This is a genomic window from Negativicoccus succinicivorans (genome assembly GCF_018372215.1).
GTDB lineage: Bacteria > Bacillota > Negativicutes > Veillonellales > Negativicoccaceae > Negativicoccus.
This window is the reverse complement of the sequence record NZ_JAHAJN010000012.1, coordinates 1-17601: the sequence shown is the minus strand read 5'-3', so window position 1 is coordinate 17601 and position 17601 is coordinate 1. Positions and strand designations below refer to the sequence as shown.

Here is a 17601-nt window from a genome sequence, read left to right as displayed (position 1 = left end):
CTTACCTCCATTTACCCGCAAGCCACGGCGTGTGGTTATCTTTTAATCTGAATTTACCGCCTTGTTTGTATATCGTGTAATTATTATTTGTCATAATGTCGCCAAGCCGCACAGTCGGATCAGGCGCCGCATTGCTATAATTGGCCGCCCCGACGTTTGACCGCAAGTCGTGATATTGTTGCACTCCGCCCAAGATCGTGCCAAGCATTGCCCGACGCCCCGCAAGTTTTGCATTATACGCGCCCGCCCTTGCTTGTTCCGCCTCCTGCCCGTAATTCCAGCCTTGTACAAATTCGTTGTATACGTCGTTTCGCTGATTCCGCAAGTTGGCCGCCTTGTCGTCTAAATATCCACCATACGACGCGCCCAAGACGTCCATTAGCGACCCGCCTAATTGCAAGCCGGCCGCGCCGCCTTCCGCCGCGTTTTGTCCGGCAATTAAGCGCATACGATCGCGCATGCGGCCTTCTTCCCGTCCGTATTCTTCCGCAATCTGTTCTTGTCGGCGTTCGCTCATCTTTTGATTCGTTAGCGCCGCCTGTTCTTGCGCCCGATACATATTAATATTGGCCTTTGTTTGCGCCCGCTGCCCCATAAGTTGCGCGCCCACTTGCGCGACCAACAACGCCACCGGATGACACATTGTTATTTCCCCCTTATCTCGAATTTTACAAACTGCACGCCACCAATTTCGACTGTTTCGCCAAACGTCGCACCAAGCCACGCAAGCCACCGCAACGACGGCGCATTGTTGACGCTCACATAATTCCAAAGCACCGCGCCTTCATTAAGCCATTTATTAATTACGCGCTTGCTTTCTCGTAAAAAGAATTTTGCGTGTTTTTCCGATCCGATGCGCCCCAAACACCAAATGCCGACGCCCTCCGCGCCGATCACCGGACCGCGCCCGTATACCCAAAGCGCCTCCCCTTGTTCGTCCAGTACGACAAAAGATTCACTTTGCGCGTTATAGGCCGACTGCAGCACGGCTTCCACCGGCGACAAGCCAAACGCTTCGCATTCTTCCACATCATGCGGCCGCATGTTCGCGCCCAAACGATGCAACACAGACACGTCAACGCTGCGCGCGTCAACCGTTGTAACCTTTGACATGACCGCCACCCACAGAGATCGAACGAATAAGCGCCAACACGTTCAACGGAAACGGCTCATCGGACGAAATGCAAACACGCCCGCGCGTGTTAAAACCGACATCTGTATTCGGCATAACCGCCAAAATGTCCCCCGTAAAGTTTTCCGCCGACGGATAGGGCAATGCGTCCATATATTTGAAATTATGACCTATTTTGCCGCCTTTTGAATTAGTTACGCGCAATGTTACCTCATTCACGCGCACCGTCCGCGCCTGTACAGTACCGTTAGCAAGTTGCAACTCAATACCCGGCTGCTCGATTTTTGTTTCATACGAAAGGCCGGCAGCGTCCGCCTGAATGCTCGTTTCCGTTCCGTCCGGTAGTCGCTTATTGCCCGCCACCGCGGCAATCGTTTTTCCTTGTAGATGCGGCACCTGAATTGTACCGTTTTGCGCCTGTACGTAACTGTCCATGTAGACATTACAACCGGAGCGAAAACGCTCAATATATCGTTTGCCGTTACGCTCGACAATAACGTAAACCGATTCTTCGCCATTTTCCTGCACCGTTTCGACCCACAAATATTTCCCGTCTGTCGTCCAATGCGACCAACCGTAAACGTCTTGTTCGCGTATTAGCGTCAAGCATAATAAAACACCGTCGTCGCGTACCATGTACAACACGGAGTCCGGCTCTTGCGCGTAAGCCGCCGTCACAATGGAGTGGCCCTGCACCAAGTGTTTCGCTAATAGCGTCAAATCAATCCCGTTATAGTTGTCCGATTCATACGAATAGCCCATGTCGCGCACCGTTGCGCCGCGCGCTTGTACGTATACAAGACGGTTACCGATATATACCGGCTCACATTCTGCCGACCCGCGCATTGTCTGCGTCTTGACTTGCGCCGTTTTCGGCGTGACCGGCTTATCACCCGGAACGATCCATTCGTTCCCGTCCGTTAATACGATTAAATCCTGCGCCGGAACAAGATGCAGAATGTTGTACATTTCACGCGAAATTAAGGACAACGCCACGGCTGAATCGTCCGTCACTTGTCCGCCCGCTTTTTCTACGCTGAAATTGGCATAATCGCCCGTCCGGCTTAACCATATTTTGTGTGGATAGGCCTTTGTTCCCGCTAATACCAGTCTGTCTTGATAGAAACAACAGGCACGCGGATAGCCGCGCGCCGCGTCCCACGGACTGATGCTGAATAATTTTGTCGTATCGGTAGACCCGAACGGTTTTATTACAGACACATTCAAGGCAGATCCGGAACATGAATTAATAACCGCTTCGCCCTCATGCATATAGGGAAGGCGCGTAAGTGTCGCCGTCAAACTGCTGCCGCTTGCTACAGCGAAAATGCGCAAATACATTTCTTCGTCTACCGTTCCAGATTCTGTCGCGTTAAAGTTTTTATCTGATGAATACTGGCGAAATTCTTTCCACCCTCCGTTTCCGGAATAGGAATACTGCAAAAGCACGTCGCCCTTCCAAAGTCCCGCCGTCGTAATTTTCCATTGTTTGCCTACATAAATAGGCTCGGACGTAAGGATACGCTCTGTTGTTGTCTCGCCCGTAAACTCCACTTTCACCGATTGCGCCGGCATACGATGCGTGATCTGCAAATGCGCGCCCTTAAGTTGCGAATGAACGGATCGCGAATACGCGATTACATTTACGTTCTCGCCAAATGTTTCGTATGGCGTAACGTCCGCCGCTCCGTAGTCATCTTCATTTTCAAAGTACATATGCGAAAATTCATATTCTTTCAATGTCCAGCCGCCCGTCCATGAATAGCCGCCGTCCCTTGTTAACGTGTACACGGGCAAATCGCCCGAACAAATGAACAAAGTATCGGCCGACTGCGCAAAGCGTAACTTTTTAAGCATTGCTTGCGTGAACGGCGCGGAAATGACCTTGCCGCTATCTTTCCCGTTGTGCCAAACGCGAATATATTTATCGCCAAACTCCAACAGATCACCATTGTCCGCATCACGAGCGAAACGCACCAAAATGGCGTCCTTATCGGCGTATTTCGTTTCGCCTATATATTCACTCCCGGCACGACGGCAAGCAGCACCATAGGGACGAATAATCGCGTTTTTTGCGCGCAATAGTGCCGACTTGTATTTTTCCAAGTCCACACGGTTTGCCACGTCATACGAAATTTCGCCCGTCGTGAACGCTGGCTGAATTGCGTACATCGGGCCGACGCCTTGTCCCATTAGCGCCACCTCGCATTGATATAACGATTAAGCGGCTGCGGATCGTTTTGCCGTTCTTTTGCTACTTGCGTCATTGCCATGTCAAGGGCCACCCGATATAAATTAAATTGTTGCTCGAACAGACCTTGATTGCCGACAAGCCGCATGCAAAGATCCGCCGCAAGTTTCCGCGTCATTGCCTCCAAAAATACCGTGTCCCACACGTCCGGATCGGTTACATCGTAAACATAGTCCGCCCACGCGTCGTCTATGTCCGTCGCAATGACCTTTGTACTATTGTCCAAGTTAAACACTTCAAATTGCGGCCGCTCGTCCGGCGTCGGCGTTCCGTCTGTTAGCCGGTAGATATACAAACACAACTCCGGATACATATACACGTTTTTGTGTCCCGGAAATTGTTTGTCCGGCATCTTCGCCAAACGTTCCACGCGGCGGGCAAAGCCCCACGGATATTCGCGCAATAACATGCGCCGCGTCGCGTCGTAATACAATTTACACGCCCGCGCCGTTTCCGTTTCTTCGTGTACATCTCGAATCGTCCCGACGCCTAAATGAGATAGCGCTAAATTGCAAATATCGGTTATTGTCATTGCTTGTTCCTCCTTATATGCTTACTAAAAAAGACGCTAGAATAAGCGGCCTTTTGACTAAACATATAAAAAAACAAGAGGGAGCTTACGCCCCCTCAAGTTCCTTGACGGCTTGACGGAGTTCTGCCAATGTCGCATCGTCCGCGTACGGAATACCCGCGGCGTCTAAACGCGCGCGGCACTCATTGGCCGACATCGTGTCAATACTCCGCCGCCCCAACCGTCCAAACACTAAAGCTTCCATTTTACAGGTCAGTGTCCAAGACCAAAACGGCGTTCATTTTCGCCGCACCCAAAGTGGCGGCCGCCGCCGCTACATGGACACGAACATAGCCAAGTACACCGACCGGCAATTTCGCCGCCAGCTTGCGTTCACCTTTTGCAAGCGTAAACGTGCCAAGCGTCTTTTTGCCCGCCATTGTTTCTTTTTCCGACGTTTCCACCGTGACGGTAGCATCATCAGAAAGCGGCGCCGATACCGTCACGGCCAACCACAACGGCTGGACGGCGTCGCCTTTACCCAAATAGACAACATCGGAATCAATGCCGCCCGTGCCGACCTTTGCAACGTCTTTTTGCCAAAGAAATGTATTTTCCGCATCGTAAATCATTAAGACCCCTCCTTATTTAATGACTTCTTCATCACTACGCAACGCGTCCAGCTTGCGAACAGGAATACCCGCTAAATACAGGACCTGCTGACCGTCGGCAAGATCGCGGCGCGTTACATGTATGTTATTCTTATCAATCAAATAGATCTCCAAGAACGAATATACATCATCGTTGACATAGGCCACCGCGTTCACCGTGTCCAAGTTGCGCAAACGGTTTTTCGCAAGAATAAATTTCTCAATCAAGGAGCGTTTGCCGTCGCTGTCAAGGCTTAACAAATTGCTTGCGTTAATGTTACGAACGGCCGCAACAGCGCGTTGGTCGCGTACCGCGAGGCCCGGTTTCCAAGTGAACAAAGTAGACACCGCGCGGAACTTGCGACCGTCCGGATCTACCGCATCATTTTCGCCCAAGTCGCGGACTTTTAAGCCGGCATACGTATTGCGCGGATAAATACCCGTCACGGTACGTTCGCCCCAACCGACAATCCAAATCGACGTATTTGTTTTGCCCGTGCCGCCGGCCGATACGACCTGATACCCCGGATCACCTTTTTCGCCTTTCAGGACGTTATAACGAACGCCTAAGCCGTTAAATTCGTCCGGGTTCGTCATAGAATCACCGTAAAGAATATTACGCGCCACCGCTTGCCCGAAGCCTTCAATATGCGCAACATCTTCCGAACGACGGAACTGCGCCTTGTCCGGAGCAAGCGCCAACAATTCAATGTCCACTTCCGAACGCGCTTCAAAAATGGAGCATGTATCGGCGACCTGTTTGGTAGTGGACTTCGACGGATCGACGCCGCGATTAATACGACGCAACGACGGCATCGGGACCGACGTGCGCACCGTCGTTTGGTTACCCGTCGGCAAGTTACCTTCAAGCCACGGAATGTCGTCCAAAATCGGATTCGATTCGTTCAGTGCTTCCAGCACCCAATCAATTTCACCCTGCGGGCCTGTGCGCTTGCGTAAGTCCGAAAGCGTTAAAGCTAAATTTCCTACTGTTGCCATGTTTTCAACCTCCAATTAGTAAATGTCAAAATCAGTATTCTTATAAAATCCTGCGACGTCGCTCGCGTTTGCCGTGCCGCCACGATTCGCGCGGCCGTCGTCCTCCGCCACCATTTGCCCAATCTGTGCAAATAAGCGGATCGCCTCCACACGGTTACCAAAGCCCGTCGCGTCAAGCATTTCCCGCAATTGCGGAATGTTCTTTTCCATGTACGTAACACCGATAGCGGCTTGTGCCACAACTTCATCGAATTGGCCGCCCAACTCCGCGCGCGTCTCGTCTGCCCAGCCCTCAATTTCTTGCGCCTGTGTCTGCTCGTATTGCGTTGCGACTTCTTGCGCCACTTCCTGAGCATAAGCAAGACCGTACTTCGTGACGGCATTCGCTTGTTCTTGCGACATTCCCGCTTCTTTTAATACTTCCGAGTACTGCTCCGCGCGTTCCGCGTCCAACTCTACCCCGTTTACACAAAACTCCGCAAAGTCGTAACTTTCCGGCACTGACGATTCCGCCACGTCGGGTTGTTGTTCCGTTTCCTGCGTGCTTTCAATATCTTCCGCGTTTGGCGTGTTCGTGTTATCGTTCGCCATTTCTTCCGGCATGTTTGGATCACTCCTCCTTTCGCAATTTCTGCAATTCTGCAATTTTTTCCACGTATTCCCGTTCCGCTAGTTGTAACGCATCTACATGACCGTCACGGATAATTCGCCCGCGCAACTGCAGCCCCATATCTCGTGCGCCTTCATTAAAGTATGTCCACGAATTACCCGTCATTGTCCGCTCGAATACGTGACAACTGTCAAATAATCGCATAATAAACCAACGGCCGGCCGGCGTTTGTAGCACGTCTTGCAACGCGTCACGATCCAGCCGATTCACCATTTCCGTTTCACGGCGTGCGCGTCGTTCTTCTTTTGACATCACAGCGCGCCACCTCCAGCGTTAGGCATTCCCAGCCATTCACGAATAGCCGGGTTACCGTCGTTGGCCGCATCGGTCAAATTCTTCGCCGCTTGCGCCAACGGCGCCGCCTGTTGAATGCTTGCCATTTGCGCCGCTTGCGCGTTTTCCTGTTCTTGCGCCGCCTGTTGCTGCGCCACAATCTGTTGCGCTTCTTCCGTTGACCGGAGCATTGCCGCCGGCGCGCCGATATTGTCATGATAAACATCAAGCATTGCCATTGCGTCAATCTTCGTCAAGACTTCCGGGAACATTTGCGCGACCTGTCCGGCAAACGCCAATGTCTGTTCAATGTTGATCAATCCGGACATCTTTTGCGCTTGCGCTAACGGCGAAATATATTCGATGCGCACTTCTTCTTCGCCCAACTGTTCCGCCAACTCCGGCGGCAACGGCGGGAACACTCCGCCCCGATCCAATATCCCGTATACGCGCTCGAGTGTCGGATTCAAAAATTCATATTGCAGACGTTCAACGACCGGGCCCAGCTGTTGCAGTTTTTCTTGCGTACGTTCCATAATTTCCCGCGCCGTCATTTGCCCGCGCTCAATCTGATCCAGCATCAAAAAAAGATCCGCCGCATACGCGCGCCGCACCTTTTGTTCTGTCTGTTCAATTTTCGCTTGCACCGCTTGCACGTTTAACTGCACGTCAAACAACGGCCGCACGCTGTCCGCTACGGCGTTGACGGTTACCCCGCCTGGGAACATGTTCACACTAGGCGACGTCGCCCCGCTCGTTTGCATCGGCGGCTTAATTCCCATTTCAATCGCCGTCAGAATGTCGCGTTCCATAACCTGCAACATCTTGCTATCGGCTAACGCGTACCAGCCGGCGCCCTTCGCATACGGTTCTAGTCCTATAACCTGATACCGCGCGACCGGCACGGGCCATTCTTCCATACCGCCAAGCGCTAAATATTCATCAGTCGGCGACCCCTCAACCCAATATAAAGACCGATAGGGCATCGACTGCGGACCAAGACGCCCGCCCCGCCGTTCTGTGTTAGGCTCTACCAGCCAACACACGACAAACATGCGATCGCTTTTATTCTTTGCGGCGTCGCGCACCGTCTGCGGCACGTTATCTTCGCCAAACTGCTCAACGATCTGCGCGGCCGTCATTCGCACTTTACGTGCAAACGTATTGACCCGCCCCGTCGCATCGGTATCAAGTGCGTAACTGCCGATAGGATAATGCATGAAATGGACACCGTCGGCGGCGCTAAAGATACCCAGCGGCGCTTGCCCAAACGGTAAATCGTGATAGCAACTATAAACAGCGTGATAAAAGTTACTCCGTGCCAAGACGTTTTGCATGATCGCCTGTCGCTCGTCAAGGATAATCCCCGCTTCTTTCGGCGTGTTTTTCCCCGCAAGCGCCAACTTAAACCATTGACGCGAAGGCGGCGTTAGTCCGCTCATCACACCGCCGGCGAAAATTGCGGCGGCGTCGCGCGCTGTTGAATTGTAAATTTCTTCCGATTCACCGCGCGCCTTGTTTTCCTCAAAATCACCGTGAAACGGCAATTCGTATTTGCGGATCTCTTTCCACCAGCGCTCATACGGTTCACGTTTACGGAATAACCGATCAAGCCGTTTTTGCGCCTTTTCTCTTGCCGGCCGCTTCTGTCCTTTGTATTTAGCAGTCGGGCTTCTTGCCAATATCGTGTCCATAATTTACCCCAATGTTTTTTTGCCGGTCGCGTCTGCGCTGCCGAGAATGGTATTCATCGAACGCGTTGATAAGAAACCGCGTTTTTTGCGTTTGTTTTCCGCTGCCATTTCTTCCCCGGTCGTGTCGTCCGTCATGTTGACGGCTTGCGCCACCGGTGCCGCCGGCGCCGGCTGCTTAATTTCCGGCATACGCGGCGCACTAAACCCCAAAGCCCGAGCAATAAATTTACACATGTTTTTTCCTCCTTAAAAAAAAGAATATTTTGTGTTGGCGCGTGTTTTCCGCGCCGCGGCTAACCGATTCGCCACCGGCGCCGCAAACGTTAAAGCGGCCGCGTCTGCCACGTCGGGAGATCGGCCGCTACGTTCCTTAATTCTGTCTTTCTTTTCCAGCATGATGCGCCCTTTAGCGTCGTAACCATATTCCGGTATGCATAACTCCGCTTGCAGTCGTTCATGTTCCGGCAAACTTCCGCCACGTTGCAACCATGCGCGCATTTCGTCCCACATCTCCGCCCGACGGTTCACGTACTTGTCATCTCTAACCGCTTTCCCGCCGAACGGTACTTCTATCACCGTGTAGCCTAATTGCCGCAAACGGTCAATCACGCCTTCACCGCGCCCCGCGTCAATGAATACTGCGTCCGGCTTATGCGTTTCAATTTCCCGCGCGACAATTTCCGCAAGTTTCATGTTATCCACGCCGGAAAACAAGACCGGTTCATACATGCATAAACCGCGCCGCCGCACGATGCACGAACTGTCCGCACCGTACCGCGCGACATCAACGCCCAAGACAACCGGCGCCCCTGTTATATCTTCCTCAATGACACGCCGCGCCCTTGCTTGCGCCACCAAATCAATCGAAATAAGGACATTAAACGCCGACGCCGTGAAATCGCAATATAATTCTTGCCGAATTGCATCGTCGGACATGTCCCGTTTCATTTCTTCAATTTCTTCTTCCGGCAATATACCGCTATCGGCTACCGTGTATTTACACGTAAACCACGCCGGATCTTGCAAACCGCGCTGGTACATCTCATAGAAAGCATTTTGCCCTTTCGGCGTACCGATAAATGTAGCCCAACCGGAACGATCAGCAAGCGCCGGACGGATAATCTCGTTCCAGACTTCCGGCTTTATTTGCGCGTATTCGTCCAACACAACACCGTCCCAATAACTACCGCGCAACGAATCAGGATTGTCCGCGCCTTTGATATATATGCGCGCCCCCTGTCTATTGTCGTGCCGTGACGGCAATTCAACAAACAACTCCGATTCATTCACCAGTCGCCCCGGTATTGGCGACGTGTAATACTTCAAATACGCCCACGCTATTTGTTTCGCCTGTACTCGAAACGGCGCAATGTACGCATATTGCGGCGACGGATTATCGCACAATATTGCCGCCTTTAGCATGTGATTAATCATTCCGACGGTTTTTCCGAAACGACGATGCGCAACAACAACGGAAAAACGCGCTTTTTCTAGTCCCGGGTGAATGTCTGTTTTCCACAATGCGCGTGGCGTGTACGGTATGACAACTTTACTCATCGCTTGCCCAGCCAAATTCTATTTGTACCGCGCCGCCGTCTGTTCCGGTTATTTCCGCCCGCTTTTTAGGATTAAACGCGTCGTCTGTCCGTTCGAGATACCATTTAGACACATCAACATCTTCCGCTTCGATCGCTTTGTGAATATTGTATTTTGCCCGTAATCCTGTCCGCGCGCTCCATTCTGCTACTTTGTCAGTAAACCCCGCATTTCGCTCGCAATGTTTATAATATGTCTCACGGGAAATTCCCGCGAAATCACAGGCTTGGGTGACGTTTGCGCCAATGGTAAAAGCCTTCTCTAGTTTCCTGACAACGTCCGGCGTCACCGCAAGCGGCCGACCGTCTTTTTTCTTTTGTTTTTTTCTTGCCTCCGCCATTGGTTTCACCACCTTTGGGCAATAAAAAAGCACTCCCGCAAGAGTGCCTATATTTTCATACTATCATTATACCGCATAGCAAGGTAGTTTTTGGTAGATACTTACGGCGGAAAGTACTTTTCTTGATACGCATCAAGCGCGCAACCGTGCATGTATTTTATTGTTGAATATTGGTAATGCATCATTTTCGCCACTTCGTGCAAACGTAGCGGCACGGTATTTGCATAATACAAAAACAGTAGCGTTCTATAGCGCATATCTGTAATCGCGTTTATTCGTATCAAAATGCGCTTTTTACGGTCACTATATTCATCTATCGTGTTGTCTATTTCCGTGTCCATATCCGCTAATTTTGCGGCGGCATTGGCTATATCTGATCTCTTTGTGCCCGATACCGGCTCAGAAAGTGGACGCACAAGGCTAGTCACGCGCGCGGCCAACTTTCTCTTCTCCTCAATCAGTGCGTCAATCCGCATATTAAGTTCTCGCAGCTTCTCAAGTTCTTCTCGCGCCTGCTCGTTCACCATTAGCGTCCCCCTATTCGCCGAATACCAAATCTATGTCGGTGTCCAGGTTCCAGTCTTTTATCCAACCGCTATACGTAGAAAACAGAATGACCCTACCTTCATCGTTCGTAATGTGGCGGCAACAAGCGTATTTATCGCTCCACCCCTCTTTTTTGTATTTATCCGATTCGTGCTTCTTAAACTTACTTAATGTTGCCAACGCAAGTGATTCATCGTTCTCGCCGAACATGGCTACGTGTTGTGCGTTTTTTCTTACGGTGTAGAATACTGCCATTACGCTTCCTGCCTTCCCGGTCTTCTGCCCAAACGTCATATTCTTCGATGTAACTGTATGTCCGTTTAATCGTTCCTAATTCGTCTGTGTCTTTCCGTTCAATGGTAACCCGTTCACCAGGCTTTTCTTCTTGTAGCCGATGATATGTCTCTAACGCCTTTCTTTCTTCATCTTCCCCAAACATCCATTTCAGCGTACCATCAATCCGGATATTGTAAAAGGTTGTCATACCAGCCGCATCACCTTTTTAGCAAGTCTCCGCCGAATATCAAACATAGTGTGCCAATCATAATCAGGATTCAAATATGTAGAAACATCCACCTCTTGTTCAAGTCCCATCCGGATCTCCTGCATTTGTTCCCAGTTATACTTCTCATCGGCATACATGGACACATTTAAACCGCACTCAAGTCCGACGCGGATTTGAAACATCTGCTGCCAGTTGTATTTCGTGTCGGCATACATCAGAACATCCACGCCGCTTTTTATCCCTTGGATAATCTCGTTGAATTGTGTAATGCTTACCTTCTTCATCACTTCCTGCAATTGGTGCGATAATTGTTCATCAATAATCTTCATTGCTTATGTTCCCTTTCGTCCTGTCTCGTCATTTCCCGATAACCCACAATGGCAAGTGCCGCAAGAATAAACGCCAACATTACCACATTCATAACTGACCTCCGGTTAAAGTCTTCTGCCTACCATAATGCCGACAAACTCCTTCATCATTTCATCGTCAAGCGTTCCGTATCGTTTGGTTAGCCAACAATGAACTGCATAAACAATTTCCTTTGCGTAGTCCTCTTCCTGAAAAAACGCATCATCTTCGTCATAAAATTGTCCCAGCTCTTGCATCTCAAAAAAATAATTAGCAATGTCACGCACTTCTTGCATTAATACGCCGCTTTTATTTACCTCTTGAATCATCTTGACCACTCCCGTCTGTTATTTTCTTTTAATATTTTGTCAGCAAATCGATCCAACATGTCCGCCGCCCGCTCAACATTAGCCGGAGTCACATATGCCGCCGCAAGCATTTCATAAGACGTTTGTTTGTTTGGCACAATCGTTGCCACCAAGAATGACGCTAGAAACACAACAGCGACACGTTTATAAACTCGAGCATAGTCCTGAATAAACTCGTCCGTCAGATCAAGACCAATTAAATTTCTAAACAATATAACCGAAAAGACGGCAAGGGATAACCAACAAACTATATTAGCGGCATTGCTTATTGAGTTTAAGATGTCAATCGCATAAATCAGCCAAGGCGATATAATCGGCTCCGCCATACTAGTTGCTATCATTACTTTCACCTCTCCATTCTCTAAACATTTCAAACCAATCTTCCGCCGTCATAGTAATTAGCCATTTACAGTTGTTTTTTCTGTGCGCGACTATCGGCACCCGACCGCTCTTTTTAGAATCTCGTCGAGCTTGCGCCATCGCGTCATCAATATTTAGTCGTTCTACTCGCTTTACTTCCACATGCACACCCGGAAGTCCGACCACATCAGCCGCCTCTCCGGTGTTACCGCAATATTGAGCAGTCCGGCGCACTTCCCAACCGTATTCACGACACAAGCGGGAAAATTCCAACTCGCCGCGCTTGCCCTTTTGCTTGCCGTTAGTCATTTATTCCCTTTAGCTTCTCGTTTTCGCTCAACAACTCGCCGCATTTATTAAGCATTAAAAGCATTTCGTCTTTTTGAAAGTCGATTATTTCATTAATCTCTTTGAGAATTGATCGCGCAGCATTTTTAGGCGGATCATCTTCAAAGTCCCGAGAATAAAATTCGTAATAATCTTGTGCCGTGACCATACCACCGTCACGGATCGTCAGGCGGCAAAGGTTAATAAAATACTTATCAACTCCTATATACGCCTTCTCAACTTTAAGGTATTTTTCTATTGCCTTTTCTCTGTCCTCGAAAATATATAGCGCTTCCACTTCTGTTCCGACGTGTACCCGCTCAATGATATATATCTCTGTCATTTTGTCGCCCCTTAAAATGGAATATCCTCATCGTTAACTTGTAGCAACCCACTCGCCTTTACCTTTACCTCGTCGCGATTGGTATTCGTACCGACAACTTCCTTATAAATTCCATACGCCGTGATTTCTGTAATATAGGCGTCTGTGCCGTCTTTCTTTGTATATTTACGCGTACCAATACGCCCTTTTACCATTACCACGTCGCCCGCCGTCAGATGATCGGCGGCTGCCTGCGCTTTATCACCCCAAAGTACGATGTTGTGTCGATCGCTAAACTCTTTACCGTTAAACGTGCGTGACGTTACCAGCCGAAACGACGCTTTTGTGGATCGTTCCCCGCTAAACGCCTTAATTCCACCGTCAATAGTACCCACTAATGTTACTTCATTCATTTTCTTGTTCCTCCTCTTCTTCAGAAAAACATTGACTGCTCGCCAACACTTTCAATAAATTCGTTTCCATCGCCCTCGACATCGTTATCGCCGCTTGAAAATCCGTGCACCCGTCAATCATTTTCACGGTCCACCCCAGAATTTCGTTATTGTCTGTACACATATCAAGCACCAACTGCCACATTTGGCATAATTCCTCAAGTGCCTGTGTCGGGGAATAGCCGCGCTCAACATTTTTCAATTCTCGATTAAGCTCTTTTCGTATTTCGCCAAAGTCAATATCTTCATTAAATTCCACTTTTTACGCCTCCTTTTCATCGCGAATGCACTCGCCAAGCACCTCTGAAAAGTAATCAGAAAGACGGAATACAAATCTGCATCTATCGCGCCTGCTATATATTCGCGCCAATTTGAACATGGTTTGAACGGTAGGCTCGCGCGGTCCTCCAATATCAACATTTCCCAACTTGATCAAAAAACGCAGATTTTCGACCCACAAATATTTTCCCCCGCGCCAATCGTTCACACGGTCATTAGAAACATCAACTTCTGAAAGAGCGGACCACAGCTTCATTCGTGCCATATGCCCCTCAATATTTGACAGTACGTTTTGCTGCTCTTGACTGAGTGACGCTTTCACTTTCTGATATGCTTTCCATCGCTCGGCTGTTGTTGCCATTTTTTACGCCTCCTTATATACTGGTCGGATCTCGCCCGTGTATTTGTCCATGATCGGGATCATCGGCAATATCTCTTGCGCCGTTCCATCTCTGAATTTAGTCCACTTGTCGCGCTCATTACTGCATAAGCACTGCAGCACGATATAGTTTTTCATAATCTGCTTATCGGTAATTTCAGGGAAATAACTGCGCGCATACGCCCTTAATTCGTCCGTTACTTCAGGCGCCACCGCTAACCGTTTTGCCCTTTCTATTTCCCGCTTGCGTTCACCGTTAAGTGTTGCCAAGAAGCCGCACTTTTGCATGGTCGATCGCCTCCAACTTCTTAATTAGTACAGGCTTATTGCCCTTAAATTCGTTATAGGCGTTTACATATTGATTGTGTAAAAAGCTCAATTCATTATTTGTTGCCATGCATATCGCCGTCCAACCGACCGCTCGCATAGCTTGATACGCCGCCGCCGATGTAAACGCCTCGCGTTTAGGCTCAACAAAGCCGTGCTTTCGTACCATCTGCAACAAGGCGATCCAGGATTTTTCTGCCGTTTCTTCTTCCAGACCTTTACTATTCATCCACAACGCCCGCGCTTGCTCCCTAATTTCCGCCACCGTCGGCAACCATTTCGACGTTTTAATTAATTCATCAACGGCGGCACGAATAAATTCAGGCGGCACGTCCGCTAAATACGTTACATAAGCCTCAAACGTTCCCTCTTTAACGTCTTTCTGATAGGCGTACACAAGCGGCTCAAGGCTTTTCAAAACGCTTTCAAGATTGGCGTTCATCTATTTCCCTCGCTTTCGCTAACGCTCGCGCATACAGATCAGCGTTCTTGTTAGTGCTTTTCTGTACAGTCTGCCGTGCGTTCAAATAACCCTCAAATTTAGTGCCGAATAATGTTTCTGGTCGCAAAAACTTTTCCCACTCCGTCCCCTGCCACTCCGCGCACTTTTTATCTATAACCGTCTTAAAATCTCCAACAACAAAGCCTTCCGATAATCTCGCATTGATAAGTGAACGCGTTTTTGCCGTTGTTGCCCTGTACTTTGTCTGTGCTTTTTCGTTCAAGTAGTCAATGATTTCTTGGCAGGTGGCGTTTGTTTGTTTGCTTGTCGTTTTTGTGTGTTGTCGAGATTTCTCGACTATGCTTTTATTTACGTTTACCTTTTCCTTTACATTTACCTTTACCTTTACATAGTCGGATTTATTCAATGATTTATTCGATTTATCCGTATGGAAAACGACATTTCCGCCGAGTTTATCAACATACCCAGAATCAGAGATGCTTTTGAGTACAAAATCTCCTGTGACCGCCACACGCTTTCTTTTCAGCTTGTCAACCGCTATAAAATAGCGTTCCTGAATTGCGTGTGACGTGAGTATGTTGTATTTGCGGAACATGTCGGCATCAAAAAAACCCACTGATACAGCCTTTCGAACCGTCTCCTCTACTGCGCCCTCGCTTACGCTGAATTGTTCAGCAATAAGGAACGTCAGATCGCCATCGTAACCCACGTAATATCCCTCTTCACGATAAATATTACAGAGCAACGCGACCAGTAGAGCGATGGATTGAGTGCCGCATGCTTTCCTAATTTTCCGGATCTTTATACTATCGAAAAAATCAACGTCCAACGTGAAGTAGTCTAGTCCTTGCTTGACTTGACGACCCACGGTGCATCACGCCCCCTTTATTCATTTGAAACGTATTTCAATAACATTTCGCGGATTGATTTTTGAGTAAAAGCGCCGTTACCGCGCCCGTGCGCCTTTTCGTGACAACTGCCGCAAAGAGTGACCAAGTTTTCGGCCTCATCTTTACCGCCCTGCGATCGGAAAATAATGTGATGGATATGTGCTCCCGCGCCGCCGCATAATACGCATTGACCGCCGTCACGCTCGTAAACCTTTCGGCGCAATTTTGAATATTTGTAATGAGATAACCGCTTAAACCCCATATTTAGCATTGCTCCATTCTGTTTATTCAGTCGGGATCTTGTCGATAACGAAAATGCGAAATGCATCTTCTTTGCTATCTATAACCCCGGCGCGTTCCAAGTCATCAACCGCACACTCTATTTCCCACAAAGGAAAGCGTGTGGCCTGTTGTATGCGCTCAAGCAATGCTTTCTTCGTTCCAGCGTCACCGCCCTTTTTAACGTTTTCATATTCCTCCAACATAAGGGCATATAACAAAGCCGCATTAGCGCCAAATTCACGCATAATATGTTTATTCACGGCGACGCAGTCCGCCGCTTGCGCCTCAAATAAAATGTCTTTAGCCGTTCTGCTATGCTCCATATTTAGCATTGCCCCATTCTCTGTTGATCTCTTCCGCTAGTACGCTAATCTCTTTTTTTACCGCGTTGATTCGTTCTTGTGCCGACTTGTAACGTACTTCCGCAACGTCACGCGCCAGCCGCATTTTTGCCACTTTTTCGTCGCCTTTTGTTAGCGTTGGTATAAGTGTCGCGGGAAAGCCTTCATCGCGTAATTCGAGCGTTTTTTTCGCTTCCTCAAGCTTGTATTCATACTCCGCTTGTGCGGCTTGTATGCCCAGCCTTTCCGATTCATCGAGTAGCGTATTCATGCGCGACATTAGGCGCTTCATTGTGGCTTGTGGCGCCTCCACTAGTTGGCCGCCATTTCGTTCAGAATTTTAAGCAACGCGCGCCCCTGTGTTTCTGTTAGATCGGCGCTTTTATTAACGTTGAACTCTGCCGACATAATCGCCGTCATATTCTGCGGACTGATGTTTTTTTCCAATGCGACGGCCGCCAACTTTTCCCGCGTCCCGTGCGTGATTCCCTTTCCGTTCTCTTGCGCGTCCGGATCGTCGGTACTGTCACCGATTGCAAACATCGCGCATAATGCGTATTTACGCGCATACGAGATCGCCGACCCCGTAACCTGCGCCGCGTCCATTCCCTTTTTTTCTTCCGCTTCACGCGCTAACGACGTGACCATGATCGGCGGCGCGTCGCTTTCCGCGTCGTACAATGAAACGGTTACGCCAATATAAATCCGATCTCCGATTTCGATCGGCTTTTCGCTCATCAGTAAAACGACTTTTTGTTCATCAAGTAACGGCTTAAGCGCGCCAAGAATACCCTCCGCGTTTCTGTAAGCAAAGCCGCCAAACTTATTAAACTGATCTTTCGGCGCCGCAATTTTCGCTTGTATTTTTTGTAATTTGCTTGCTAGTGTCATTCAAATGCGACCCCCTGTCGTTGTTCCAAACTTGCGCCCGTGACTTCATCACCGTTTTGTAGCGCTTTTTTAATTGCAATCTTGTCAATGCTCGTCGTTATTTTTTCTTTGATGTATTCTTTAGGTAGCGCGCTTTCATCAGCTACTACAACGCGCGGCGGAAACTTCCGGCGCTTGAATGTAAATTGATCGCCTTTTGCTTTCTCTTTGCCCATTGCCGTCAGGAAATTAGCGGCAATGTTTGCGACCCGTTCTTTTGTTCTTCCGGCTCTTGCTTTCAATTTCTTTAGTTTTTCAATTCGCGCGTCGATTTTGATTTCATCGCCTTCGGCCTCTAAATAGATCGCCGATAATGCGTCAATTTTCGCCGTTATAGCGTCATTTATCGCGTCGAACGTGTCGGCG

General features: G+C 49.1%; 30 protein-coding genes. All 30 read right to left on the bottom strand.

Going from position 1 to position 17601, the window contains the following annotated elements; translation table 11 throughout:
- Position 1: 1 nt before the first annotated feature.
- Positions 2-643, bottom strand: coding sequence for a hypothetical protein (locus tag KIB08_RS06390; protein WP_303991024.1), 642 nt, complete (start codon positions 641-643; stop codon positions 2-4).
- 2 nt (positions 644-645) lie between these two features.
- Positions 646-1113, bottom strand: a complete 468-nt coding sequence (locus KIB08_RS06385; protein WP_303991021.1) for a hypothetical protein — start codon at positions 1111-1113, stop codon at positions 646-648.
- Positions 1091-3325 (bottom strand): hypothetical protein, encoded by a 2235-nt coding sequence (locus KIB08_RS06380; protein WP_303991018.1) that lies wholly within the window; start codon positions 3323-3325, stop codon positions 1091-1093. The genes KIB08_RS06385 and KIB08_RS06380 overlap by 23 nt, the downstream gene beginning before the upstream one ends.
- Positions 3325-3915 carry a hypothetical protein gene (locus tag KIB08_RS06375; RefSeq protein WP_303991016.1) on the bottom strand — a complete coding sequence of 197 codons (591 nt, stop codon included), beginning with the start codon at positions 3913-3915 and terminating at the stop codon, positions 3325-3327. The genes KIB08_RS06380 and KIB08_RS06375 overlap by 1 nt, the downstream gene beginning before the upstream one ends.
- A gap of 245 nt (positions 3916-4160) precedes the next feature.
- Positions 4161-4526: a hypothetical protein gene (locus KIB08_RS06370; RefSeq protein ID WP_303991014.1), complete on the bottom strand. Its 366-nt coding sequence runs from the start codon at positions 4524-4526 to the stop codon at positions 4161-4163.
- Between the two features lie 12 nt (positions 4527-4538).
- Positions 4539-5543, bottom strand: coding sequence for a major capsid protein (locus KIB08_RS06365; RefSeq protein WP_303991012.1), 1005 nt, complete (start codon positions 5541-5543; stop codon positions 4539-4541).
- A gap of 15 nt (positions 5544-5558) precedes the next feature.
- A complete protein-coding gene (locus KIB08_RS06360; protein ID WP_303991009.1) occupies positions 5559-6146 on the bottom strand; it encodes a hypothetical protein in 588 nt (195 codons plus the stop codon).
- Between the two features lie 7 nt (positions 6147-6153).
- Positions 6154-6465 carry a hypothetical protein gene (locus KIB08_RS06355; protein ID WP_438362042.1) on the bottom strand — a complete coding sequence of 104 codons (312 nt, stop codon included), beginning with the start codon at positions 6463-6465 and terminating at the stop codon, positions 6154-6156.
- The gene (locus tag KIB08_RS06350) at positions 6465-8180 is read right to left on the bottom strand and encodes a portal protein (RefSeq protein WP_303991003.1); all 1716 of its coding nucleotides are present in this window, start codon (positions 8178-8180) and stop codon (positions 6465-6467) included. The genes KIB08_RS06355 and KIB08_RS06350 overlap by 1 nt, the downstream gene beginning before the upstream one ends.
- A gap of 3 nt (positions 8181-8183) precedes the next feature.
- On the bottom strand, positions 8184-8414 hold the full coding sequence (locus tag KIB08_RS06345) for a hypothetical protein (RefSeq protein WP_303991001.1): 231 nt from the start codon (positions 8412-8414) through the stop codon (positions 8184-8186).
- A gap of 12 nt (positions 8415-8426) precedes the next feature.
- On the bottom strand, positions 8427-9737 hold the full coding sequence (locus KIB08_RS06340) for a terminase large subunit domain-containing protein (protein WP_303990999.1): 1311 nt from the start codon (positions 9735-9737) through the stop codon (positions 8427-8429).
- Positions 9730-10116, bottom strand: a complete 387-nt coding sequence (locus tag KIB08_RS06335) for a hypothetical protein (protein ID WP_303990996.1) — start codon at positions 10114-10116, stop codon at positions 9730-9732. Before KIB08_RS06335 ends, KIB08_RS06340 begins: the two co-directional genes overlap by 8 nt.
- Positions 10117-10217: 101 nt before the next feature.
- The gene (locus KIB08_RS06330; RefSeq protein WP_303990994.1) at positions 10218-10643 is read right to left on the bottom strand and encodes a hypothetical protein; all 426 of its coding nucleotides are present in this window, start codon (positions 10641-10643) and stop codon (positions 10218-10220) included.
- 10 nt (positions 10644-10653) lie between these two features.
- A complete protein-coding gene (locus KIB08_RS06325) occupies positions 10654-10917 on the bottom strand; it encodes a hypothetical protein (protein ID WP_303990991.1) in 264 nt (87 codons plus the stop codon).
- Positions 10918-11142: 225 nt separating this feature from the next.
- Positions 11143-11496, bottom strand: a complete 354-nt coding sequence (locus KIB08_RS06320) for a hypothetical protein (protein WP_303990989.1) — start codon at positions 11494-11496, stop codon at positions 11143-11145.
- Positions 11497-11601: 105 nt separating this feature from the next.
- Complete coding sequence (locus KIB08_RS06315; protein WP_303990986.1) at positions 11602-11844, bottom strand: hypothetical protein; 243 nt, start codon at positions 11842-11844, stop codon at positions 11602-11604.
- Positions 11841-12224 carry a hypothetical protein gene (locus KIB08_RS06310; RefSeq protein ID WP_303990983.1) on the bottom strand — a complete coding sequence of 128 codons (384 nt, stop codon included), beginning with the start codon at positions 12222-12224 and terminating at the stop codon, positions 11841-11843. Before KIB08_RS06310 ends, KIB08_RS06315 begins: the two co-directional genes overlap by 4 nt.
- The gene (locus tag KIB08_RS06305; RefSeq protein WP_303990981.1) at positions 12211-12552 is read right to left on the bottom strand and encodes a putative PDDEXK endonuclease; all 342 of its coding nucleotides are present in this window, start codon (positions 12550-12552) and stop codon (positions 12211-12213) included. Before KIB08_RS06305 ends, KIB08_RS06310 begins: the two co-directional genes overlap by 14 nt.
- On the bottom strand, positions 12545-12913 hold the full coding sequence (locus KIB08_RS06300; RefSeq protein WP_303990978.1) for a hypothetical protein: 369 nt from the start codon (positions 12911-12913) through the stop codon (positions 12545-12547). The genes KIB08_RS06305 and KIB08_RS06300 overlap by 8 nt, the downstream gene beginning before the upstream one ends.
- 11 nt (positions 12914-12924) lie before the next feature.
- A complete protein-coding gene (locus KIB08_RS06295) occupies positions 12925-13305 on the bottom strand; it encodes a single-stranded DNA-binding protein (protein ID WP_303990976.1) in 381 nt (126 codons plus the stop codon).
- Positions 13298-13603, bottom strand: coding sequence for a hypothetical protein (locus KIB08_RS06290; RefSeq protein ID WP_303990973.1), 306 nt, complete (start codon positions 13601-13603; stop codon positions 13298-13300). The genes KIB08_RS06295 and KIB08_RS06290 overlap by 8 nt, the downstream gene beginning before the upstream one ends.
- A gap of 3 nt (positions 13604-13606) precedes the next feature.
- Entirely contained in the window at positions 13607-13984 is a 378-nt protein-coding gene (locus tag KIB08_RS06285) for a hypothetical protein (RefSeq protein ID WP_303990970.1), read from the bottom strand.
- Between the two features lie 3 nt (positions 13985-13987).
- Positions 13988-14290 carry a hypothetical protein gene (locus tag KIB08_RS06280; protein WP_303990967.1) on the bottom strand — a complete coding sequence of 101 codons (303 nt, stop codon included), beginning with the start codon at positions 14288-14290 and terminating at the stop codon, positions 13988-13990.
- Positions 14259-14771 carry a hypothetical protein gene (locus KIB08_RS06275; protein ID WP_303990965.1) on the bottom strand — a complete coding sequence of 171 codons (513 nt, stop codon included), beginning with the start codon at positions 14769-14771 and terminating at the stop codon, positions 14259-14261. Before KIB08_RS06275 ends, KIB08_RS06280 begins: the two co-directional genes overlap by 32 nt.
- Positions 14755-15660 carry a conserved phage C-terminal domain-containing protein gene (locus KIB08_RS06270; RefSeq protein WP_303990963.1) on the bottom strand — a complete coding sequence of 302 codons (906 nt, stop codon included), beginning with the start codon at positions 15658-15660 and terminating at the stop codon, positions 14755-14757. The genes KIB08_RS06275 and KIB08_RS06270 overlap by 17 nt, the downstream gene beginning before the upstream one ends.
- Positions 15661-15677: 17 nt before the next feature.
- Positions 15678-15944 carry an HNH endonuclease gene (locus KIB08_RS06950; protein WP_368487387.1) on the bottom strand — a complete coding sequence of 89 codons (267 nt, stop codon included), beginning with the start codon at positions 15942-15944 and terminating at the stop codon, positions 15678-15680.
- Between the two features lie 22 nt (positions 15945-15966).
- On the bottom strand, positions 15967-16296 hold the full coding sequence (locus KIB08_RS06265) for a hypothetical protein (RefSeq protein WP_303990960.1): 330 nt from the start codon (positions 16294-16296) through the stop codon (positions 15967-15969).
- Entirely contained in the window at positions 16277-16585 is a 309-nt protein-coding gene (locus tag KIB08_RS06260; protein ID WP_303990957.1) for a hypothetical protein, read from the bottom strand. Before KIB08_RS06260 ends, KIB08_RS06265 begins: the two co-directional genes overlap by 20 nt.
- Before the next feature lie 32 nt (positions 16586-16617).
- Positions 16618-17196 (bottom strand): ERF family protein, encoded by a 579-nt coding sequence (locus KIB08_RS06255; RefSeq protein WP_303990954.1) that lies wholly within the window; start codon positions 17194-17196, stop codon positions 16618-16620.
- Positions 17193-17601 (bottom strand): siphovirus Gp157 family protein (locus tag KIB08_RS06250; protein ID WP_303990952.1); only part of this gene is annotated, 409 nt, incomplete at its 5' end. The genes KIB08_RS06255 and KIB08_RS06250, both read right to left, overlap by 4 nt.

Coding starts and splice junctions, on each gene's coding strand:
- KIB08_RS06390 (WP_303991024.1), bottom strand. CDS start 643: ATGTGTCATCCGGTGGCGTTGTTGGTCGCGCAAGTGGGCGCGCAACTT.
- KIB08_RS06385 (WP_303991021.1), bottom strand. CDS start 1,113: ATGTCAAAGGTTACAACGGTTGACGCGCGCAGCGTTGACGTGTCTGTG.
- KIB08_RS06380 (WP_303991018.1), bottom strand. CDS start 3,325: ATGGGACAAGGCGTCGGCCCGATGTACGCAATTCAGCCAGCGTTCACG.
- KIB08_RS06375 (WP_303991016.1), bottom strand. CDS start 3,915: ATGACAATAACCGATATTTGCAATTTAGCGCTATCTCATTTAGGCGTC.
- KIB08_RS06370 (WP_303991014.1), bottom strand. CDS start 4,526: ATGATTTACGATGCGGAAAATACATTTCTTTGGCAAAAAGACGTTGCA.
- KIB08_RS06365 (WP_303991012.1), bottom strand. CDS start 5,543: ATGGCAACAGTAGGAAATTTAGCTTTAACGCTTTCGGACTTACGCAAG.
- KIB08_RS06360 (WP_303991009.1), bottom strand. CDS start 6,146: ATGCCGGAAGAAATGGCGAACGATAACACGAACACGCCAAACGCGGAA.
- KIB08_RS06355 (WP_438362042.1), bottom strand. CDS start 6,465: ATGTCAAAAGAAGAACGACGCGCACGCCGTGAAACGGAAATGGTGAAT.
- KIB08_RS06350 (WP_303991003.1), bottom strand. CDS start 8,180: ATGGACACGATATTGGCAAGAAGCCCGACTGCTAAATACAAAGGACAG.
- KIB08_RS06345 (WP_303991001.1), bottom strand. CDS start 8,414: ATGTGTAAATTTATTGCTCGGGCTTTGGGGTTTAGTGCGCCGCGTATG.
- KIB08_RS06340 (WP_303990999.1), bottom strand. CDS start 9,737: ATGAGTAAAGTTGTCATACCGTACACGCCACGCGCATTGTGGAAAACA.
- KIB08_RS06335 (WP_303990996.1), bottom strand. CDS start 10,116: ATGGCGGAGGCAAGAAAAAAACAAAAGAAAAAAGACGGTCGGCCGCTT.
- KIB08_RS06330 (WP_303990994.1), bottom strand. CDS start 10,643: ATGGTGAACGAGCAGGCGCGAGAAGAACTTGAGAAGCTGCGAGAACTT.
- KIB08_RS06325 (WP_303990991.1), bottom strand. CDS start 10,917: ATGGCAGTATTCTACACCGTAAGAAAAAACGCACAACACGTAGCCATG.
- KIB08_RS06320 (WP_303990989.1), bottom strand. CDS start 11,496: ATGAAGATTATTGATGAACAATTATCGCACCAATTGCAGGAAGTGATG.
- KIB08_RS06315 (WP_303990986.1), bottom strand. CDS start 11,844: ATGATTCAAGAGGTAAATAAAAGCGGCGTATTAATGCAAGAAGTGCGT.
- KIB08_RS06310 (WP_303990983.1), bottom strand. CDS start 12,224: ATGATAGCAACTAGTATGGCGGAGCCGATTATATCGCCTTGGCTGATT.
- KIB08_RS06305 (WP_303990981.1), bottom strand. CDS start 12,552: ATGACTAACGGCAAGCAAAAGGGCAAGCGCGGCGAGTTGGAATTTTCC.
- KIB08_RS06300 (WP_303990978.1), bottom strand. CDS start 12,913: ATGACAGAGATATATATCATTGAGCGGGTACACGTCGGAACAGAAGTG.
- KIB08_RS06295 (WP_303990976.1), bottom strand. CDS start 13,305: ATGAATGAAGTAACATTAGTGGGTACTATTGACGGTGGAATTAAGGCG.
- KIB08_RS06285 (WP_303990970.1), bottom strand. CDS start 13,984: ATGGCAACAACAGCCGAGCGATGGAAAGCATATCAGAAAGTGAAAGCG.
- KIB08_RS06280 (WP_303990967.1), bottom strand. CDS start 14,290: ATGCAAAAGTGCGGCTTCTTGGCAACACTTAACGGTGAACGCAAGCGG.
- KIB08_RS06275 (WP_303990965.1), bottom strand. CDS start 14,771: ATGAACGCCAATCTTGAAAGCGTTTTGAAAAGCCTTGAGCCGCTTGTG.
- KIB08_RS06950 (WP_368487387.1), bottom strand. CDS start 15,944: ATGGGGTTTAAGCGGTTATCTCATTACAAATATTCAAAATTGCGCCGA.
- KIB08_RS06265 (WP_303990960.1), bottom strand. CDS start 16,296: ATGCTAAATATGGAGCATAGCAGAACGGCTAAAGACATTTTATTTGAG.
- KIB08_RS06260 (WP_303990957.1), bottom strand. CDS start 16,585: ATGTCGCGCATGAATACGCTACTCGATGAATCGGAAAGGCTGGGCATA.
- KIB08_RS06255 (WP_303990954.1), bottom strand. CDS start 17,196: ATGACACTAGCAAGCAAATTACAAAAAATACAAGCGAAAATTGCGGCG.